This is a genomic window from Citrobacter sp. Cpo091 (assembly GCF_030332645.1).
Classification (GTDB): domain Bacteria; phylum Pseudomonadota; class Gammaproteobacteria; order Enterobacterales; family Enterobacteriaceae; genus Citrobacter; species Citrobacter portucalensis.
In genome coordinates this window covers 217,424-235,879 of record NZ_JAOWHL010000037.1, presented here as the reverse complement: position 1 = coordinate 235,879, position 18,456 = coordinate 217,424, and the positions used below count along the sequence as shown (strand labels likewise).

Genomic DNA, 18,456 nt, shown 5'->3' with positions numbered 1-18,456 from the left:
GTCCACCTGTGTGTCGTAACCCATCGTGCGCAGTGCCTTGTTGATGGTGTTCTCACTCATTGGCTTACGGGCATCGTGATCGCCGGGGAAGAGTAAATCCCCGTTGCCGGATAACAGTTTTAGCTGCTTCAGTACCGTTACCGCCTGTTTTGACAGCGGCACCAGATGCGGCGTTTTCATTTTTGCACCGCGTTCTGAGTAACGCACACCGGTGATGGGTTCCCGATTTGCAGGAAGTGTCCACATCGCATTATCCAGGTCGATCTCCGGCCAGCGGGCAAAACGTAATTCACTGGAGCGAATAAAAATCAGCAAATTAAGCTGTACCGCCAGCTTTGTCAGCAGTCTGCCTGAATAGCTTTCTATTCTTTCCAGTAGTTCCGGTAATTTTTCCAGCGGCAGGGCAGGGTAATGGTTTTTTGGTGGCGGGGCGATAGCGCCGCAGAGGTCATTGGCCGGGTTGCTTGTAATCAATCCTTCCTGTACGGCATAACGCATGATGACCGTGGTACGTTGCTGTATTCGTGCTGCTGTTTCCAGGCAACCTTTTTTCTCCGCTATCCGTAGCGGAATAAGCAGATCGGCAGTTTTCAGGTCAGTTACAAGGGCATTGCCGATGAGCGGGAAAATGTGCAACTCCAGTGACCTCAGGACTCTGGTGGCGTGTGCCTCACTCCAGCGAATGTTCGCGGCTACCCACTGACGGGAGACGGTCTCGAAGGTAATGCCGTTTTTTCTCGCCTGCTTGTCCTGCTGTTTCTTTACACCGGGATCGGCACCTGTGCTCAGTATTGTACGGGCTTCCTGGCGCAGTTTACGGGCCGTTGCCAGCGAGACAGTCGGGTAAGCGCCAAACGCCAGCTTTTTCTCTTTTCCGCCAAAGCGGTACTTAAGGTGCCAGAGTTTGGAACCGTTGGGTTTAATCAGCAGGTATAAACCTTGCGTGTCGCTGAGTTTGTAAGGTTTGTCGAGAGGTTTGGCGTGGCGGGTGGCGGTATCAGTCAGAGGCATTGTGGGGGCTCCGTAGTTTATCAAACCGGCAGGCCCCCAATTAAGCCCCCAAAAACTACGGATGTCAAAAAATCTGGCAGTACCTTGCGGTACTCCAGATTTTCATCAACTTACTGATTTTTCTATGTTCCCGGACGTATAGGAACGTCCCAAAACTAAAATAGTGGTGCCCGGACTCGGAATCGAACCAAGGACACGGGGATTTTCAATCCCCTGCTCTACCGACTGAGCTATCCGGGCAACGAGGCGCATTAAAACCGATTCGCTTCGTTTCGTCAACGAAATTTCTTCAAATCAACGCAGACTGCACAATCTATCACCACATTGTTGCTATCGCACGCATTCTCAGGCAAAAAATGCCGTCCACGCGGCGGAAAGCGGCATTGCCAGCAGAAGGGCAGGAAGCATATTCACAACCGCAAACATTTTGATTCCACAAATACGTAAACCGGTTGCCAACAACAGTAGCCCACCTACGGCGCTGAAATCGGCCATCATGGCTGGTGTCGTCAGGGGCAAAATAAGTGCTGCGCAGGTGGCAAGCGTTAGCTGGATTGCCAGCATTGGTACACAAATTGCCGATACCGCGATACCTAATGAACAGGCAAAAATGATGGCCGTGAAGAAATCAAGAAACGACTTGGCGATTAAAATATTCGGGTCGCCGGTCATCCCTTCATGTATCGCCCCGAAGATCCCGGTACCACTGGCGCAAAATAGCACGATGATGGCCACATAGCTCTGGATGAAGGATTCGTGCGTGGTGTTGGCATCCGACTGGGTGAAAAGCTGCTGCGCTTTGGCAACCGCGGTATTGATCCCTTTTTCCAGATAACAGAACTCGCCAATTAATGCACCGACCAACGTAGCCAGAACCATCACCGGTAGGTTAGCGCACTTGATAACCAGCAAAATACCAATTCCCAAAGAGCACAGTCCGAATATGGAGGTCATGGAGGCACGAATGCGTTCCGGTAAATGCTGACTGAGTAGTGCGCCGAGAACACCACCAAATAAAATAGCGCCAGCATTAATAAAGGGTCCAATTACCACGTTTGCTCCTGCATACCCATTATCGTCTTGATGCTAAAGGCAATTCTCTGGGTAAAATATGTTTTCAGATTGCATTATTATGCCGCGATTGACAGTCGAAATGCTTGTTTATCTGTGAGGTTCGGGCGCGGGATTTTATCTTGCGCCTGAAAGTGAAAGGTGCCATGATTGCGCGAATTTTCTCCTGTCTGAATGGGGCTGCCTGGGATGATATTACTCCCCCTACATCGCATTCAACATCGCCTTTTTGCGCGACGTTTGCCCCTTCCTGCGACTTATCTTTACGCTCCCACCATGCGGTGAGGGCAGCGCACGCTCACTGCAGGATAACAGTAAAATCAGAGGCTATCTGCTTTTACTGATGTCTGGCGGTCGGGGCTGGTAACCAGTTTGACCTGTCATTTCGTGGGCAAAGCAATGTGGCTTTGTCCGGGACTTTTGATTTTCCCGAAACGGGTTATTGCGCTTATGAAATCAATGAAAATTGCCGCCAGTGGAGAACTGGTTTCTCGTCTGTCCAGCCATCGTCAGGTGGTGTCGCTGGACAGTACTGATTTTACTGACGTTGCGGCAGTCGTCATTACCGTTGCGGATAGCCGCAGCGGGATCCTTGCTTTGCTGAAACGCACCGGTTTTCATATACCCGTGTTTCTGTTCGCAGAGTCGGATGTTGATCTGCCGATGGGTGTGAATGCGGTCATTCGCGGTCAGGCGCAGGACTGGCTGGAGCTGGAGTCTGCTGCCTGTCAGTATGAAGAAAATTTGCTGCCGCCGTTCTATGACACATTGACTCAGTATGTCGAGATGGGGAACAGCACATTTGCCTGCCCAGGACATCAACACGGTGAGTTCTTTAAAAAGCATCCCGCGGGGCGCCATTTCTACGAGTTCTTTGGCGAGAATCTGTTTCGCGCGGATATGTGCAACGCCGACGTTAAGCTTGGCGATCTGCTGATTCATGAAGGCTCGGCGAAACATGCGCAGAAATTTGCCGCGAAAGTTTTCCACGCGGATAAAACCTACTTTGTGCTGAACGGGACCTCTGCGGCCAATAAAGTAGTAACCAATGCGCTGCTGACGCGCGGCGATCTGGTGCTGTTTGACCGTAATAACCATAAGTCGAACCACCACGGTGCGCTGATCCAGGCGGGTGCGACGCCGGTGTATCTGGAAGCGGCGCGTAATCCGTTTGGCTTTATTGGCGGTATTGACGAGCACTGCTTTGATGAGGAGTATCTGCGCCAGCAACTTCGCGAGGTTGCGCCGCAAAAGGCCGATCAACCGCGCCCGTTCCGTCTGGCGATCATTCAGCTCGGCACCTATGACGGTACGATCTACAATGCCCGGCAGGTGATCGACAAGATCGGTCATCTGTGTGATTACATCCTGTTTGACTCTGCATGGGTCGGCTACGAACAATTTATTCCGATGATGGCCGATGGGTCACCGCTGCTGTTGGATCTCGATGCTAACGATCCGGGGATCTTTGTCACCCAGTCGGTACACAAACAGCAGGCCGGATTCTCGCAAACCTCGCAGATCCACAAAAAGGATAACCATATTCGCGGTCAGGCGCGGTTCTGCCCGCATAAGCGTCTGAATAATGCATTTATGCTGCATGCTTCTACCAGTCCGTTTTACCCGCTGTTTGCAGCGCTGGACATTAACGCCAAAATCCATGAAGGCGAGAGCGGTCGTCGGCTGTGGGCGGAGTGTGTGACGCTGGGCATTGAGGCCCGTAAAGCGATTATTACCCGCTGTAAGATGATTCAGCCGTTTGTTCCCCCGGTAGTTGATGGCAAACCGTGGGAAAGCTATCCGACGCAGGTGATTGCCAGCGAGCGTCGCTTCTTTAGCTTCGAACCAGGTGCTAAATGGCATGGTTTTTCCGGTTACGCGCGCGACCAGTATTTCGTCGATCCTTGCAAACTGCTGTTAACCACTCCGGGCATTGACGCACAAACCGGGCAATATACCGAGTTTGGTATTCCGGCGACGATTCTGGCGCATTACCTGCGTGAAAACGGCATCGTGCCGGAGAAATGCGACCTTAACTCGATTCTGTTCCTGCTGACCCCGGCAGAAAGCGCAGAGAAACTGGCGCAACTGGTGGCGATGCTGGCGCAGTTTGAGCAGCATATTGAAGACGATACGCCGCTGGCAGATGTGCTGCCCACCATCTTCAATAAGTATCCGGTACGCTATCGGGATTACACCCTGCGTGAACTGTGCCAGGAGATGCACTCACTGTACGTCAGCTTTGATGTGAAAGATCTGCAAAAAGCGATGTTCCGTCAGGAAAGTTTACCTGCCGTGGCGATGAACCCACAGGATGCGAACAGCGCTTTTATCCGTGGTGATGTTGAACTGGTGCGGATTAGTGAAGCAGCTGGCCGCATTGCGGCGGAAGGTGCGCTGCCTTATCCTCCGGGCGTGCTGTGCGTGGTACCGGGCGAAGTATGGGGTGGCGCGGTACAGCAATATTTCCTGGCGCTGGAAGAGGGCGTAAACCTGCTGCCAGGCTTCTCGCCGGAGCTGCAAGGTGTTTACAGTGAAACGGATGCAGACGGTATTAAGCGTCTGTATGGATATGTTGTGAAGTAAGCGCAAAAAAAGCGGGTTACCTTTTGGCAACCCGCTTTTCTCTGAGTAAACGTTAGTGCGCGATAGTCTGGGTGCCTGCTGGAACGCGTACGTGTTTGTATTTAAACAGCGCAACGAAGGCAAAAGCCAGAACCAGCGAGTAACCTGCGAAGATCAACCACACGGTCTGCCAGTCGGTAATACCGTTCAGCGTATAGTGTTCAACGACTTTACCGCTCACCAGTCCGCCCAGAATACAACCGAAGCCGTTGGTCATCATCAGGAACATACCCTGTGCGCTGGCGCGGATTTCAGGGCGTACTTCTTTCTCCACGAACACAGAACCAGAGATGTTGAAGAAGTCGAAGGCGCAGCCGTAAACAATCATCGACAGAACCAGCAGCACGGTACCGAACGGCGTTGGATCGCCGTAGGCAAACAGGCCGAAGCGCAGCATCCACGCCACAATACTGATAAGCATCACGTTCTTAATACCGTAACGGCTTAAGAAGAACGGGATGGTCAGGATAAACAGCGTCTCGGAAATCTGTGAAATCGACATCATCACCGATGCGTGTTCCACGATAAAGCTACCGGAGAACAGTGGGTTGTTATCGAAGCTGTGCAGGAAGGTGTTACCAAACATATTGGTAATCTGCAGCTCTGCGCCCAGCATCATTGAGAAGATGAAGAAAATCGCCATACGCTTGTTTTTAAACAGCGCGAAAGCATCCAGACCGAGCATTGATGTCCAGCTCTGGTTTTTCTGCTGATTGGCAACCGGAATATGCGGCAGCGTCAGGGTGAACAGTACCAGTACCAGGGACAATGTCGCACCGATGTACAGCTGCATATGGCTCAGTTCAAAGCCGGAGAAGCTCACGGCCCACATCGCCAGAATAAAGCCGATGGTGCCCCAGATACGAATTGGCGGGAAGTCGGTAACGATATCCATCCCGGCAGATTGCAGGCGATAGTAGGAGATGGTGTTGATTAGCCCCAGTGTTGGCATATAGGCCAGGGAGTTAAGCAAGATCACAAAGAACATGGCCCCTGGCGTGGTGACTTCGGCTGCGGCAAACAGCGTTCCTGCACCGACCAGGTGGCAAAGGGCGTAAACCCACTTAGCACTGATCCATTTATCGGCCACGATCCCTAACAGCGTTGGCATAAGCACGGCGGCGATCCCCAGCGAGCTATACACCGCGCCAATGGATGCACCATCGAATTTAAGGGTGACAAACATATAGGAGCCGAGGGTAGTGAGCCAACTACCCCATAAGCAGAACTGCAGAAACGAGAGAACTTTCAGCTGCAGCTTAAGATTCATGTTAATTTCCTCACACCGTAATGCGGATGAATGTTTTAAAAGGCACATTTGCCGTGGCTATATGATGTGATTCTATCAATGAGATGCACTCTTTTTTTGTTACCTGTGACAAATATTTGCAAACAATTTCTGATTGCAAAGCAAAAGAGTGATGGAGTTAACATTTTTGGTGCTTCAGGCCCCCGGTTTAGGGGGCTGAAGGGGGATACATTAGCGGCGTCGATAGGATTTTTGTGCGGAATTGACCTTGTAAAGGTATCGGCGTGATTCAGCAGAGGGATGTCGGGTGGTCAGCGTTTGATAAACGTCACCAGGAGACATGCTGTTAATGATATTCGCGGCCTGAATTTTATCGTTCGAGAACACGCGTAGCACGCTGCCCGCGCCGCCGTTATACGCGGTGATTACCGCATAGCGACGTGAGGTCGGATTATCGATACCGCCCAAATAGACATTGTTGAGCATTGCCAGATAGGCCGTACCGGTATCAATGTTGCTGGCCGGGTCAAACAAGAAGCTACGGCTTGGTGTGCCTGAGCGCCCTTGCGAGCGGAACACATCTTTCCCGGCGCTGTGCTGTACCACCTGCATCAGTCCCAGCGCATCGGCATGGCTCACCGCATACGGGTTAAACGAGGATTCGGTTTGCATGATAGCCAGAATCAGCGACTCGTCGACGCCATACTTACGTGAAGCCTGACGCACCATGCCAACGTATTTATGCGCGCGCTTATCAAGGTGGTTCGGTACCAGATTGATCGTCACGCTATAGATGATACGCAGGCCATTGCTGCGGCTTTTAAGTCGTGTTTGCAGCAGGTAGTTGGCAAAGTTGGTGGCACGTCCCTCCCAACGAATGGGCTGGCCGGTATTATCAACCACCTGTCCGTACAGGAATGGCTCTTTGGAAATCTTAATGTCGTCGACATCGGAATAGAGGTCGATAGATCCCGGATCATCGCCCATCAGCAATGTCTTAATAATCGCCCGACGCAGGTGTCCGGCGGGATCTGTCCCGGCAATGGTCTCGACGGTTATCGTACCGTCATCAAAGTTGATGTGGCTGCGGGTTTGATACTGATCGGTATACTTGACGTAGTCCTTCGGACCCGCAATCAGCACTTCCTTAAATCCCCACAAATTCTCAATATTATGGGCAAATTGCCCCATCAGAATATCAAAACCGTTGGTATCCTTGACCCAGGCTTCGTTATAGGAATCGCCTTTTTTGGTCGAACTGGAACAGGAGATGAGCAACGGCGCAATAACGGCAAGCGCGAGAAATTTTTTCATCATTCCGGGAGTGCGTGTTGTGTTTGTTGTTTGCAAGGACCAGATTAAAACGTAGGCCGGATAAGCGCAGCGCCATCCGGCAACGGTTCTTATGATTCTGGCGTATAGCCTTCAATATGCACATCCTTACCTTCAAACAGGAAGTTAATCATCTCCTGTTCCAGTAACTTACGGTGTTCGACGTTCATCATATTGAGTTTTTTCTCGTTAATCAGCATGGTCTGTTTATGCTGCCATTGCGCCCATGCTTCTTTAGAAATCTCGTTATAAATGCGTTTTCCCAGATCGCCCGGGTACAGCTGAAAATCCTGGCCTTCTGCTTCGCGTTGCAGGAAAGTGCAAAAAATCGTTCTGCTCATAAAAAGTCCTCTCTATCGTCCGGTACGTTAAACGTGTGTACCGGCACGTAATTGCTGTAACAAACGCTCCACGGGGGCCGCCAGTCCGACCGACGGCGGTTGCGCTAAGTTATACCAGAGCGCGTTGCCTTCATCCATGCATGAGGTGAATGAAGACACGGGAAGCCACATAGGCACAATATCTAAGTGGAAATGGCTAAAGGTATGGCGAAACGCATTAAGTTGGGTCAGATTATCTGCGTTAATTTGTCGTTGCGCCAGCCAGTTGCGCAGTCCATCTTCGTCGTCAAACTGCGGAAAACAGTATAAACCACCCCACAAGCCGCTGGGCGGTCGCTGTGAGAGCAGCACTTCGTCATCATGCTGCATCAGTAAAAAATAGCCCGTTCGTTCCGGTAACGTCTGTTTGGGCTTTTTACCGGGATACAGCGCCCAACTTGCATTGGCGCTCGCCACACAGCCATTTTCCAACGGACACAGGGAACATTTAGGTTTTGAGCGCGTACAGACCATGGCGCCTAAATCCATCATCGCCTGATTAAAACGCTCAACACCCTGGGCCGGCGTAACTTGCTCGCTCAGCTCCCACAGCTTCTTTTCGACCTCTTTTTTACCCGGCCAGCCGCTTACAGCATAACAGCGAGCCAGCACGCGTTTGACGTTACCGTCGAGAATCGGAAAATGCTGACCCAGAGAGAGAGAAAGGATCGCGCCTGCGGTTGAACGTCCGACGCCAGGTAGGGCGGCTACTTCATCAAAGGTTTGCGGAAATATACCGCTATGCAGCGTCACAACCTGCTGCGCGGCTTTATGCAGATTACGCGCACGGGCGTAATAACCCAGCCCGGTCCACAAATGCAGAACTTCATCCAGCGGCGCATGGGCTAAATCCGTTACCGTTGGGAAGCGCGCCATAAAGCGCTCAAAATAAGGGATAACGGTCGCAACCTGAGTTTGTTGCAGCATTACCTCAGAGAGCCATACTTTGTAAGGCGTCTTGTCAATTTGCCAGGGCAGCGTTTTCCGCCCGTATTTGTCGTACCAGCTCAAAACCTGAGCCGAAAATTGAGACGCTTGCATGATTACCGTTTCATTATTGCCGGGGGCAAGATTGCAGCACAGCGGCAACGGGGTGTAAACCGGAACTTTCCGCTGCTCACTTTCTTCCTTTACTTGCATCCGGCAACTAACTTTGGATAATGCCCGTTTTCAGAACTCAAACACAGCAGACTAAACTTTTATGAAGAACGACGTCATTTCACCGGAATTTGATGAAAACGGCCGCCCTCTGCGCCGGATTCGTAGTTTTGTTCGTCGCCAGGGGCGACTGACGAAAGGGCAGGAACACGCGCTGGAAAACTACTGGCCGGTGATGGGCGTTGAGTTCAGCGAAGAGCCTGTAGATTTCGCAGAACTGTTTGGCCGTGACGCGCCAGTCACGCTGGAAATCGGTTTTGGTATGGGAGCGTCGCTGGTTGCAATGGCGAAAGCGCGTCCGGAACAGAATTTCCTCGGCATTGAGGTTCACTCACCGGGCGTTGGTGCGTGTCTGGCTTCAGCCCATGAAGAGGGTGTCGAGAACCTGCGCGTCATGTGCCATGATGCCGTTGAAGTCCTGCATAAAATGATTCCTGACAATTCTTTATCTATGGTTCAGCTGTTTTTCCCTGACCCGTGGCATAAAGCACGTCATAATAAACGCCGTATCGTTCAGGTACCGTTTGCTGAGCATATCTTAAGTAAGCTGAAGCTGGGCGGCGTGTTCCATATGGCGACCGACTGGGAAGCGTATGCGGAGCACATGCTTGAAGTGATGTCCTCGATTGACGGGTATAAAAACCAGTCAGAGAGTAACGATTATGTACCGCGCCCGGAATCGCGCCCGGTAACCAAATTTGAACAACGTGGTCATCGTCTTGGCCACGGCGTATGGGACTTAATGTTCGAGAGGGTGAAATAATGGCAAAGAACCGTAGCCGTCGTCTGCGTAAAAAGATGCACATCGAAGAATTCCAGGAAGTAGGATTTTCGGTTGCATGGCGTTTCCCGGAAGGTACATCTGGAGAGCAGGTCGATCAAATCGTTGATGACTTTATCAATGAAGTCATCGAACCGAACAAGCTGGCTTTTGACGGCAGCGGCTATCTGGCCTGGGAAGGTCTGATCTGTCTGCAGGAAATCGGCAAATGCACCGAAGAACACCAGGCAATCGTGCGTAAGTGGCTGGAAGAGCACAAACTCGAAGAAGTGCGTACCAGCGAACTTTTCGATATTTGGTGGGACTAAGTAGCACAGGGTCGGCAAATGCCGGCCCGATTTGTATTGAGGGAAAGATATGATGCGCAAAACGCTGCTGGCGGCAGTCCTAACGTTCACGGCGATGGCCGCACATGCAGATTACCAGTGCAGCGTCACCCCGCGTGACGATGTGATTTTGAGCCCACAAACGGTGCAGGTGAAGGGCGAGAATGGCGACCTGGTTATTACCCAGGCTGGTGATGTCACCTTCAACGGTAAACAGTACAACCTGAACGCCGCACAGCGTGAGCAGGCCAAAGATTATCAGGCGGCGTTGCGTAGCAGCCTGCCGTGGATCGACGAAGGTGCCAGAGCGCGCGTAGAGAAAGGTCGCGTGGCGCTGGACAAAATCATCGCCAAAGAGGTCGGTGAAAGCAGCAACATGCGTGGCCGCTTAACCAAGCTGGATGCGCAATTGAAAGAGCAGATGAACCGCATCATCGAGCATCGAACTGATGGCCTGACTTTCCATTATAAGGCGATTGATCAGGTCCGCGCGGACGGACAACAGCTGGTGAATCAGGCGATGGGCGGCATTTTGCAGGACAGCATCAACGAGATGGGAGCGAAAGCCGTGCTCAAAGGCGGTGGTAATCCACTGCAGGGCGTACTCGGAAGCCTCGGTGGTTTGCAGACCTCAATTCAGAACGAATGGAAGAATCAGGAACAAAACTTCCAGCAGTTTGGCAAAGATGTTTGTTCCCGCGTTGTGACGCTGGAAAACGATCGTAAAACGCTGGTTAGCACTCTGAAATAATCTTCACCTCTTATTAACGGCACAGAAACATTCTGTGCCGTTTTATTTTGTATATTTCTGTTTTTTTGATATCCATCTCTAAGAACGGCAATTTGGTGGAGATATAAATCTGGTTAATTGGAACTCGTCACATTATTCATCTGTAGGATAGACATAATGCTGCAAATTCAAGTAACTGGAGAAATAACATGGAGTTTTTCAAGAAAACGGCACTTGCCGCACTGGTTATGGGTTTCAGCGGCGCGGCGCTTGCACTGCCAAACATCACCATTTTAGCGACCGGCGGAACGATTGCCGGCGGTGGTGATTCCGCGACAAAATCTAACTACACGGCAGGCAAGGTTGGCGTAGAAAATCTGGTTGAGGCCGTACCTCAATTGAAAGATATCGCTGTCGTTAAAGGCGAGCAGGTGGTGAATATCGGCTCCCAGGATATGAATGACGAAGTCTGGTTAACGCTGGCGAAAAAGATTAATACCGAGTGTGATAAAACCGACGGCTTCGTGGTAACACATGGTACGGATACCATGGAAGAAACCGCCTATTTCCTCGACCTGACCGTCAAGTGTAACAAACCGGTGGTGCTGGTCGGCGCAATGCGTCCGTCTACGGGTATGAGCGCTGATGGCCCGTTTAACCTGTATAACGCAGTAGTAACTGCCGCAGACAAAGCCTCTGCCAACCGCGGAGTGCTGGTGGTGATGAACGACACCGTTATGGATGGTCGTGACGTGACTAAAACCAACACTACCGACGTCGCTACCTTCAAATCCGTTAACTACGGCCCGTTGGGTTACATCCATAACGGTAAAATCGACTACCAGCGTACGCCTGCGCGTAAGCACACCACGTCTACTCCGTTCGATGTGTCTAAGCTGACCGAGCTGCCGAAGGTTGGAATTGTTTATAACTACGCTAACGCCTCTGATCTGCCGGCAAAAGCGCTGGTGGATGCGGGTTACGCCGGGATCGTCAGTGCGGGTGTAGGTAACGGTAACCTGTATAAAACCATTTTCGATACGCTGGCAACCGCCGCGCATAAAGGTACCGTTGTAGTGCGTTCATCCCGTGTACCAACGGGCGCCACTACACAGGATGCAGAAGTTGATGATGCAAAATACGGATTTGTGGCTTCAGGTTCCCTGAACCCGCAAAAAGCACGTGTTCTGCTGCAGCTTGCGCTGACTCAAACCAAGGATCCTAAGCAGATCCAGGAAATGTTTAATCAGTATTAATCGATGAAGGTGGCTGCGCTTACCGCCCTAACCCTGTAGGCCGGATAAGACGCAGCCGCCATCCGGCAATTTTCCTGATGGCGCTACGCTTATCAGGCCTACGTTCACCAGCCATCACTCCGCCAGAAACAGCTCCAGCAGCGAATTCAAGAACAGCTTACCGTGTTGGGTAATCTGCCAGTACTCATCGCATTCACTCAGGTAGCCCTGGGAAATAGCCTCATCGATCTGTCGACGAATAACGTCTTCGGTAAGACCGGTATATTGCGTAAACTCCGCGCGAGGCGCGGCTTCCAGCAGCCGGAAACGGTTCATGAAGAACTCGAACGGCTTATCGGCTTCGGCGACATCGCGCTGGCTTTCGAGATAACGCCCTTGCATATACCCACGCGGATGCCGTGTTTTGGTGGTGCGCAGGATGCGTCCGTCAGGGAATGTGATCTTACCGTGTGCGCCGCAGCCAATGCCAAGATAGTCGCCAAAACGCCAGTAGTTAAGGTTGTGCTGACACTGATAACCCGGTCTGGCGTAGGCTGAGGTTTCGTACTGCTGATATCCCGCGGCGGTCAGTAGCTGGTGGCCTTGCTCAAAAATATCCCACAGCGCGTCATCGTCCGGTAAAACCGGCGGTCGGGAACCGAACAGCGTGTTGGGTTCGATGGTTAACTGATACCAGGAAAGATGCGGTGGGTTGAGCGCGATGGCCTGCTGTAAATCGCCCAGCGCCTCTTCCAGCGTCTGATCCGGCAAACCATGCATCAGGTCGAGGTTAAAGCTGCGTAGCCCCAGACCGCTCGCCAGGTGTGCTGCTCGTTTGGCTTCTTCCGGCCCGTGAATACGTCCCAGACGTTCGAGTTTGGCGGAGCTAAAGCTCTGTACGCCAATCGAGATACGGTTGACGCCAGCGCGTTGATAATCCACAAAGCGATCGGCTTCCACCGTCCCGGGATTCGCCTCCATCGTGATTTCTGCATCTTCGGCCAGATTCAGCCGTGCTCGCACGCCGTCGAGCAGCGTTTGCATCGCCGGGCCAGAAAGCAGGCTCGGCGTGCCACCACCGATAAAAATCGTCTTTACTTCACGGCCCTGGGCATGGGCTACCTCAGTATCCAGATCGCTCAGCAGATGCTGCACATAGTCGTCATGAGGGACTTCGCCCTTTAGCGCATGCGAGTTGAAGTCGCAGTACGGGCATTTCTGCACGCACCACGGGATGTGAATATAAAGACTTAGCGGCGGAAGCTTAACCATTACGCAGGGCATCCAGCAGCAGCTTTAGCGCCTGTCCGCGGTGAGAAATTGCACTCTTTTCTTCACGGGTCAGTTCGGCTGCGGTTTTCCCTTCAGACGGCACAAAGAAGATCGGGTCGTAGCCAAAACCACCGTTTCCGGCAGGTTCGCGGGTAATCACGCCCGGCCAGCTTCCGTGGCAAACAACAGGCGTTGGATCGTCTGCATGGCGCATATACACCAGCACGCAGTGGAACTGCGCCTGGCGCTTGTCATCAGGAATATCCTGCAGGGTGTGAAGCAGTTTTTCCAGGTTCTGCTGATCGGTCGCATCTTCGCCGGAATAGCGGGCTGAATAGATACCCGGCGCGCCGCCAAGGGCATTTACTGCCAGACCTGAGTCATCAGCAATGGCCGGTAAGCCGGTAATTTGCGCGGCATGACGCGCCTTCAGAATGGCGTTCTCAATAAACGTCAGCCCGGTCTCGTCTGCAGAATCAACACCCAGTTCCGTTTGGGCAACAACATCAAGACCGAAATCACTCAGAAGAGAGGCGAGTTCACGCACTTTACCGGCATTGCCGGTCGCGAGGACAACTTTTTGCATGGGATACCTAATCAGTTAACGCCGCAATTTCGGGCGGGATCTGTTGCGGATGAATGATTTTAACCTGTTTGTGACGACCAAGCTCGCCCTTCTCAATGACGACCTGGCTTTTTGCCACACGGAACTGTTTGCCGAGAAACTTCACCAGATGGCTATTGGCCTGGCCATCTACTGGCGGGGCGGTAATGGCGACTTTAACTTCGTCGCCATGTAAACCCACAATACTGTCACGGCTGGCTTTAGGCTGAATGTAGAGCCGTAAAACCAGACCGTCGTCGCAGGGTGTAACGGCACTCATAGCGCCATCCACAGCCCCGGCAGCAGCATGTTGCCTGTCGCCTGTAACACTTCCGCGATGCCCATGTTAATAACGTAGAGCAGCAGAACCAGAATCATTGGGGAGAAATCTATCCCGCCCATGCCTGGAAGTATGCGACGAATAGGACGCAGCAGCGGATCTGCCAGTTGAATTAGCACGTACTCTACAGGACTGCGGCCCTGGCTGACCCAGCTCATAATTGCCATCACCAGCAGCACCCAGAAAATCAACAGCCCGATAGTCTTCAGGACAATCAGTACGGCGGCGATCCAGATGATCGGCTGGAACGTGACCACCTTAAACAGCACGATTGCTTTGATAAAGCTGAGAACGAGCGCAACTAATGCCGATGCGCTGTCGATCGGCCCCATCGGGGGAATAATGCGGCGTAACGGCCCAATGATGGGCTGAGTGATTTTCACTATAAACTGCGAGAACGGGTTGTAAAAATCGCAGCGAGACCATTGCATCCACACGCGCAGCAACAGCGCCATGGTATACAGCTCAATTACCGTTGAGAGCAGGAAGGTCAACGTATTCATGGTGTTCCTTAGTTTTCCTTATTTTTTAGTGTAATCACGAGCACCAAAAATGGCAGTGCCAATGCGCACCATCGTGCTACCCGCCGCGATGGCGGCATCCATATCATCAGACATTCCCAGTGAGAGAGTGTCGATGCCTGGGTAGCGTGTTTTCAACCCGGCAAATGCTACCGCCATTTGCTGTGCAACTTCAAACTGCCTTACATAATCTGACTCTGGAGCCGGAATCGCCATCAGACCACGCAGGGTAATGCGCGGCAGTGCAGCGACTTCAGCGGCCAGTGCATCAAGCTCTGCCAGCGGAATTCCTGACTTACTGTTCTCATCGCTGATATTAATTTGAATCAGTACATTGAGCGGCGGCAGTTCCGCCGGGCGCTGTTCGCTCAGGCGGGCAGCGATACGCAGACGGTCGATCGTATGGCACCAGTCAAAGTGCTCGGCGACCAGACGACTTTTGTTGGACTGCAGCGGGCCGATAAAGTGCCACTGCAGATCGTTGACACCTTTTTCCTGGAAGTAGCGGATTTTATCCACCCCTTCCTGCATATAGTTTTCACCGAAGGCACGCTGCCCTGCGGTAATGGCTTCTTCGATGGCGCTCGCAGGTTTGGTTTTACTGACTGCAAGCAACGTAACTTCTTCTGAAGACCGCCCGCAACGCGTCGCGGCGGCTGAGATTTTGTCCCGGACATGTGCCAGGTTATGCGCGATATCGTTCATTTTCCGAGGATGTTCATATGAATATGGAAGAAATAGTGGCCCTTAGTGTAAAGCATAACGTGTCGGATCTACACCTGTGCAATGCATGGCCTGCGCGCTGGCGCATACGTGGAAAAGTCGAAATCGCACCCTTTACTACGCCTGACGTGGAGAATCTGCTGATGTGCTGGCTCAGTGAGCAACAACAGGTACAGTGGCAGGAACAGGGGCAGATTGATTTTGCTATTGCGCTGGCAGGTTCCCAGCGGCTGCGCGCCAGTGCTTTTGTTCATCAACAGGGAACCTCACTGGCGCTAAGATTGCTCCCGCTTGATTGTCCATGTTTAGACGATCTCCAGACCCCTGACGTCATACCTGAACTGCTGCGCAGTGAAAATGGGTTAATTCTGGTGACAGGCGCTACCGGTAGCGGTAAATCAACGACCCTGGCGGCGATGGTAGAGTACCTTAATCAGCATGTTGCGGGGCATATTCTGACGCTGGAAGACCCGATTGAATATCGCTACACCAGCCAGCGTTGTCTTATTCACCAACGGGAGGTGGGCGTACACTGCGCTTCTTTTGCCGCTGGTTTACGCGGCGCGCTGCGTGAAGATCCCGACGTCATTTTGCTGGGCGAGCTACGCGACGCGGAAACCATTCGTCTGGCGTTAACCGCAGCGGAAACTGGGCATCTGGTGCTGGCAACGTTACATACGCGAGGGGCGGCGCAGGCCATCGCGCGGCTGGTGGATACCTTTCCCGCACAGGAGAAAGATCCGGTGCGTAATCAGCTGGCAGACAGCCTGCGGGCGGTACTTTCGCAAAAGCTGGAGGAAGATAAACAGGGAGGGCGCGTGGCGCTATTTGAGCTGCTCGTCAACACGCCAGCCGTGGGCAATTTGATTCGTGAAGGGAAAACGCATCAGCTACCCGGCGTAATTCAAACCGGGCTGCAGACAGGTATGCAGACATTTGCACAAAGCCAGCAGCAGCGTCAGGCGCAGGGGCGGATTTAGTAGCCCTGCTCGAAATAGCTTTCGAGGATGACCACGGCAGAAGCGGAATCTACTTTGCCTTTATTCAACGCCCGATAACCGCCTTGTTCAAACAGGCCGGAGCGGGCCTCGACAGTGCTCAAGCGTTCATCATGCAGCGTTACGGTTACGCCAAAGCGACCGTGAATACGGTTAGCGAACTTACGCGCGCGCGCGGTAAGGGGCTGTTCTGTGCCATCCATGTTGAGTGGTAGGCCGACAATGATTTCATCCGGCTGCCATTCTTTCAGCAGGCGTTCAATCAAACTCCAGTCTGGCGTACCGTCCTGCGCCTTAATGGCGGGCAACGGTCTGGCCGTACCGGTAATGCGCTGACCAACAGCAACACCAATACTTTTCGTACCAAAATCAAAAGAGAGTAATGTTCCGCTCATCAGGCATGTCCCGCCACGCCAGGCATGGTCTGAATATCTATCCCGATAAGCTTCGCCGCATCGCGCCAGCGGTCGGCAATCGGCGTTTTGAATAAGATGTTGAGGTCTGCGGGCGCCGTGAGCCAGGCGTTATCCAGTAACTCTTGTTCCAGTTGACCTTTTTCCCATGATGAATAACCCAGCGCAACCAGCACTTCGGACGGTTGCTCCTGCGTACCCAGGGTTTCTAGTACATCGCGGGAGGTTGTGATGATGGTGTTATCTGAGATGCGAATACTGGAGGCAAAGCGTGACGGTGGAGTGTGGAGAATAAATCCACGGTCTTCCGCCAGCGGGCCGCCGAGCATCACTGGTTTATCCAGACGTATGGCCGGATCGCGTTCTTCTGGGGTAATCTTCAGCTTTTCCAGAATCCCTTCAATTTGTAAGTTTTCCAGAGGCTTATTAACGATAATCCCCATTGCTCCGTTCTCATTATGTTCACAGATGTACACCACGGAACGGCGGAAAATCGGATCCTGGAGAGCAGGCATGGCAATCAGAAAGTGATGCTGTAAATTCATTGTCAGAGGTTCTGTTTCCTGGTTCAAAAAAGCAACAGAGCCCAGTATGTGGGCAAAGCTCGAAGATGTCACCCTCTGAAGATAGCATTGCCGGATGACGGCTTCGCCTAATCCGGTCTGCGGGGTGCAATTTCAGGCCGGATAAGACGCATGGCGTCGCTATCCGGCAACGTATTTATTTCTGCAAACGCGCCTCAATGGCATCCATCAGCATACCGGTAATCGAAACCGGGAACTCTGCTTCGATTTCACGAATACAGGTTGGGCTGGTAACGTTAATTTCCGTCAGACGATCGCCAATGATATCCAGACCGACAAAAATCAAACCTTTCGCTTTCAGCGTTGGCCCAATGCGACGTGCAATTTCCCAGTCGCTGTCGGTCAATGGACGCGGCTCGCCACGACCGCCAGCGGCCAGGTTGCCACGGGTTTCGCCGCCCTGCGGAATACGCGCCAGGCAATAAGGAACGGGTTCGCCATCGACTACCAGGACGCGTTTATCGCCATCTTTAATTGCTGGCAGATAGTTCTGCGCCATGCAGTAGCGGGTACCGTGCTCGGTCAGCGTTTCAGCAATGACGCCAAGGTTCGGGTCGCCTTCTTTCACACGGAAAATAGATGCGCCGCCCATGCCATCCAGCGGTTTGAGAATGATGTCGCTGTGTTTTTGCCAGAAGGCTTTCAGCTGCGCTTTGTTACGCGTGACCAGCGTTTCCGGCGTCAGATCGGCAAACCATGCGGTGAACAGTTTTTCGTTGCAGTCGCGCAGGCTCTGCGGTTTGTTGACGATCAGCGTCCCTTTTTCTTCTGCACGTTCCAGAATATAGGTAGCGTAGATGAACTCGGTATCAAACGGCGGATCCTTACGCATCAGAATAACGTCCAGGTCTGCCAGCGGGAGATCCTGCTCGCTCTTGAACTCATACCATTTGTCGTAGTTCTGCTCTACGCTCAGGGTACGCGTATGGGCGCGGGCTTCACCGTTGATCAGATAAAGATCGGCCATCTCCATATAATGAATTTCGTAACCGCGACGTTGCGCTTCCAGCAGCATAGCGAAGCTGGAATCTTTCTTGATGTTGATGCTTGCGATGGGATCCATCACGATGCCGAGCTTGATCATTTTCTTCTCCGTTTATGCC

The 18,456-nt window shown here is 52.4% G+C and carries 20 protein-coding genes and 1 tRNA gene; 6 read left to right on the top strand and 15 right to left on the bottom strand.

All coding sequences use genetic code 11. The features are described 5' to 3' along the window. The 3 genes from OGY04_RS16305 to OGY04_RS16295 all read right to left on the bottom strand — a co-directional run. Nucleotides 1-1,011, bottom strand: a 1,011-nt coding sequence (locus OGY04_RS16305; RefSeq protein WP_286585646.1) for a tyrosine-type recombinase/integrase, incomplete at its 3' end; no start/stop codon positions are given. A gap of 164 nt (nucleotides 1,012-1,175) precedes the next feature. Further along, nucleotides 1,176-1,251, bottom strand: a tRNA-Phe gene (locus OGY04_RS16300). 105 nt (nucleotides 1,252-1,356) lie between these two features. Further along, entirely contained in the window at nucleotides 1,357-2,064 is a 708-nt protein-coding gene (locus tag OGY04_RS16295; RefSeq protein ID WP_153752282.1) for a DUF554 domain-containing protein, read from the bottom strand. A gap of 468 nt (nucleotides 2,065-2,532) precedes the next feature. Between OGY04_RS16295 and OGY04_RS16290 the strand changes: the two genes are divergently transcribed. Further along, nucleotides 2,533-4,668, top strand: a complete 2,136-nt coding sequence (locus OGY04_RS16290; protein ID WP_153752283.1) for an ornithine decarboxylase — start codon at nucleotides 2,533-2,535, stop codon at nucleotides 4,666-4,668. 52 nt (nucleotides 4,669-4,720) lie between these two features. Here OGY04_RS16290 and OGY04_RS16285 read toward each other — a convergent pair whose 3' ends face one another. From OGY04_RS16285 to mutY, 4 genes are all read right to left on the bottom strand, one after another. Continuing rightward, entirely contained in the window at nucleotides 4,721-5,977 is a 1,257-nt protein-coding gene (locus OGY04_RS16285; protein WP_071445575.1) for a nucleoside permease, read from the bottom strand. A gap of 210 nt (nucleotides 5,978-6,187) precedes the next feature. Then, nucleotides 6,188-7,273 carry a membrane-bound lytic murein transglycosylase MltC gene (gene mltC / locus OGY04_RS16280; protein WP_008785777.1) on the bottom strand — a complete coding sequence of 362 codons (1,086 nt, stop codon included), beginning with the start codon at nucleotides 7,271-7,273 and terminating at the stop codon, nucleotides 6,188-6,190. 86 nt (nucleotides 7,274-7,359) lie between these two features. Then, the gene (locus tag OGY04_RS16275; RefSeq protein ID WP_003027126.1) at nucleotides 7,360-7,629 is read right to left on the bottom strand and encodes an oxidative damage protection protein; all 270 of its coding nucleotides are present in this window, start codon (nucleotides 7,627-7,629) and stop codon (nucleotides 7,360-7,362) included. Between the two features lie 27 nt (nucleotides 7,630-7,656). Continuing rightward, nucleotides 7,657-8,709 (bottom strand): A/G-specific adenine glycosylase, encoded by a 1,053-nt coding sequence (gene mutY / locus OGY04_RS16270; RefSeq protein ID WP_032941749.1) that lies wholly within the window; start codon nucleotides 8,707-8,709, stop codon nucleotides 7,657-7,659. A 160-nt stretch (nucleotides 8,710-8,869) separates the two neighbouring features. Here mutY and trmB point away from each other — a divergent pair, with 160 nt between their 5' ends. From trmB to ansB, 4 genes are all read left to right on the top strand, one after another. Further along, nucleotides 8,870-9,589: a tRNA (guanosine(46)-N7)-methyltransferase TrmB gene (trmB, locus tag OGY04_RS16265; protein WP_003825406.1), complete on the top strand. Its 720-nt coding sequence runs from the start codon at nucleotides 8,870-8,872 to the stop codon at nucleotides 9,587-9,589. After that, nucleotides 9,589-9,915, top strand: a complete 327-nt coding sequence (locus OGY04_RS16260; RefSeq protein WP_003027115.1) for a YggL family protein — start codon at nucleotides 9,589-9,591, stop codon at nucleotides 9,913-9,915. Before trmB ends, OGY04_RS16260 begins: the two co-directional genes overlap by 1 nt. Nucleotides 9,916-9,964: 49 nt before the next feature. Further along, the gene (locus OGY04_RS16255; RefSeq protein ID WP_286585642.1) at nucleotides 9,965-10,684 is read left to right on the top strand and encodes a YggN family protein; all 720 of its coding nucleotides are present in this window, start codon (nucleotides 9,965-9,967) and stop codon (nucleotides 10,682-10,684) included. 188 nt (nucleotides 10,685-10,872) lie between these two features. Further along, nucleotides 10,873-11,919, top strand: coding sequence for an L-asparaginase 2 (ansB, locus tag OGY04_RS16250; protein ID WP_003027108.1), 1,047 nt, complete (start codon nucleotides 10,873-10,875; stop codon nucleotides 11,917-11,919). A 114-nt stretch (nucleotides 11,920-12,033) separates the two neighbouring features. Here ansB and hemW read toward each other — a convergent pair whose 3' ends face one another. Genes hemW through OGY04_RS16225 form a run of 5 tightly spaced genes read right to left on the bottom strand, consistent with a single transcriptional unit; the run spans nucleotide 12,034 to nucleotide 15,340 of the window. Then, nucleotides 12,034-13,170 (bottom strand): radical SAM family heme chaperone HemW, encoded by a 1,137-nt coding sequence (hemW, locus tag OGY04_RS16245; protein ID WP_003825412.1) that lies wholly within the window; start codon nucleotides 13,168-13,170, stop codon nucleotides 12,034-12,036. Next, nucleotides 13,163-13,756, bottom strand: coding sequence for an XTP/dITP diphosphatase (locus OGY04_RS16240; protein WP_003825414.1), 594 nt, complete (start codon nucleotides 13,754-13,756; stop codon nucleotides 13,163-13,165). The genes hemW and OGY04_RS16240 overlap by 8 nt, the downstream gene beginning before the upstream one ends. Nucleotides 13,757-13,763: 7 nt before the next feature. After that, nucleotides 13,764-14,054: a DUF167 family protein YggU gene (gene yggU, locus OGY04_RS16235; protein WP_003027101.1), complete on the bottom strand. Its 291-nt coding sequence runs from the start codon at nucleotides 14,052-14,054 to the stop codon at nucleotides 13,764-13,766. Continuing rightward, nucleotides 14,051-14,617 carry a YggT family protein gene (locus OGY04_RS16230; protein WP_003825417.1) on the bottom strand — a complete coding sequence of 189 codons (567 nt, stop codon included), beginning with the start codon at nucleotides 14,615-14,617 and terminating at the stop codon, nucleotides 14,051-14,053. The genes yggU and OGY04_RS16230 overlap by 4 nt, the downstream gene beginning before the upstream one ends. Before the next feature lie 18 nt (nucleotides 14,618-14,635). Continuing rightward, the gene (locus OGY04_RS16225; protein ID WP_286585640.1) at nucleotides 14,636-15,340 is read right to left on the bottom strand and encodes a YggS family pyridoxal phosphate-dependent enzyme; all 705 of its coding nucleotides are present in this window, start codon (nucleotides 15,338-15,340) and stop codon (nucleotides 14,636-14,638) included. Between the two features lie 17 nt (nucleotides 15,341-15,357). Here OGY04_RS16225 and OGY04_RS16220 point away from each other — a divergent pair, with 17 nt between their 5' ends. Next, nucleotides 15,358-16,338: a type IV pilus twitching motility protein PilT gene (locus tag OGY04_RS16220; RefSeq protein ID WP_286585638.1), complete on the top strand. Its 981-nt coding sequence runs from the start codon at nucleotides 15,358-15,360 to the stop codon at nucleotides 16,336-16,338. Here the strand turns inward: OGY04_RS16220 and ruvX are convergent. From ruvX to gshB, 3 genes are all read right to left on the bottom strand, one after another. Then, the gene (gene ruvX, locus OGY04_RS16215) at nucleotides 16,335-16,751 is read right to left on the bottom strand and encodes a Holliday junction resolvase RuvX (protein WP_008785771.1); all 417 of its coding nucleotides are present in this window, start codon (nucleotides 16,749-16,751) and stop codon (nucleotides 16,335-16,337) included. The genes OGY04_RS16220 and ruvX overlap by 4 nt on opposite strands. Further along, nucleotides 16,751-17,314, bottom strand: coding sequence for a YqgE/AlgH family protein (locus OGY04_RS16210; RefSeq protein WP_003027086.1), 564 nt, complete (start codon nucleotides 17,312-17,314; stop codon nucleotides 16,751-16,753). The genes ruvX and OGY04_RS16210 overlap by 1 nt, the downstream gene beginning before the upstream one ends. Before the next feature lie 175 nt (nucleotides 17,315-17,489). After that, entirely contained in the window at nucleotides 17,490-18,437 is a 948-nt protein-coding gene (gshB, locus tag OGY04_RS16205; protein ID WP_003027083.1) for a glutathione synthase, read from the bottom strand. Nucleotides 18,438-18,456: the final 19 nt, after the last annotated feature.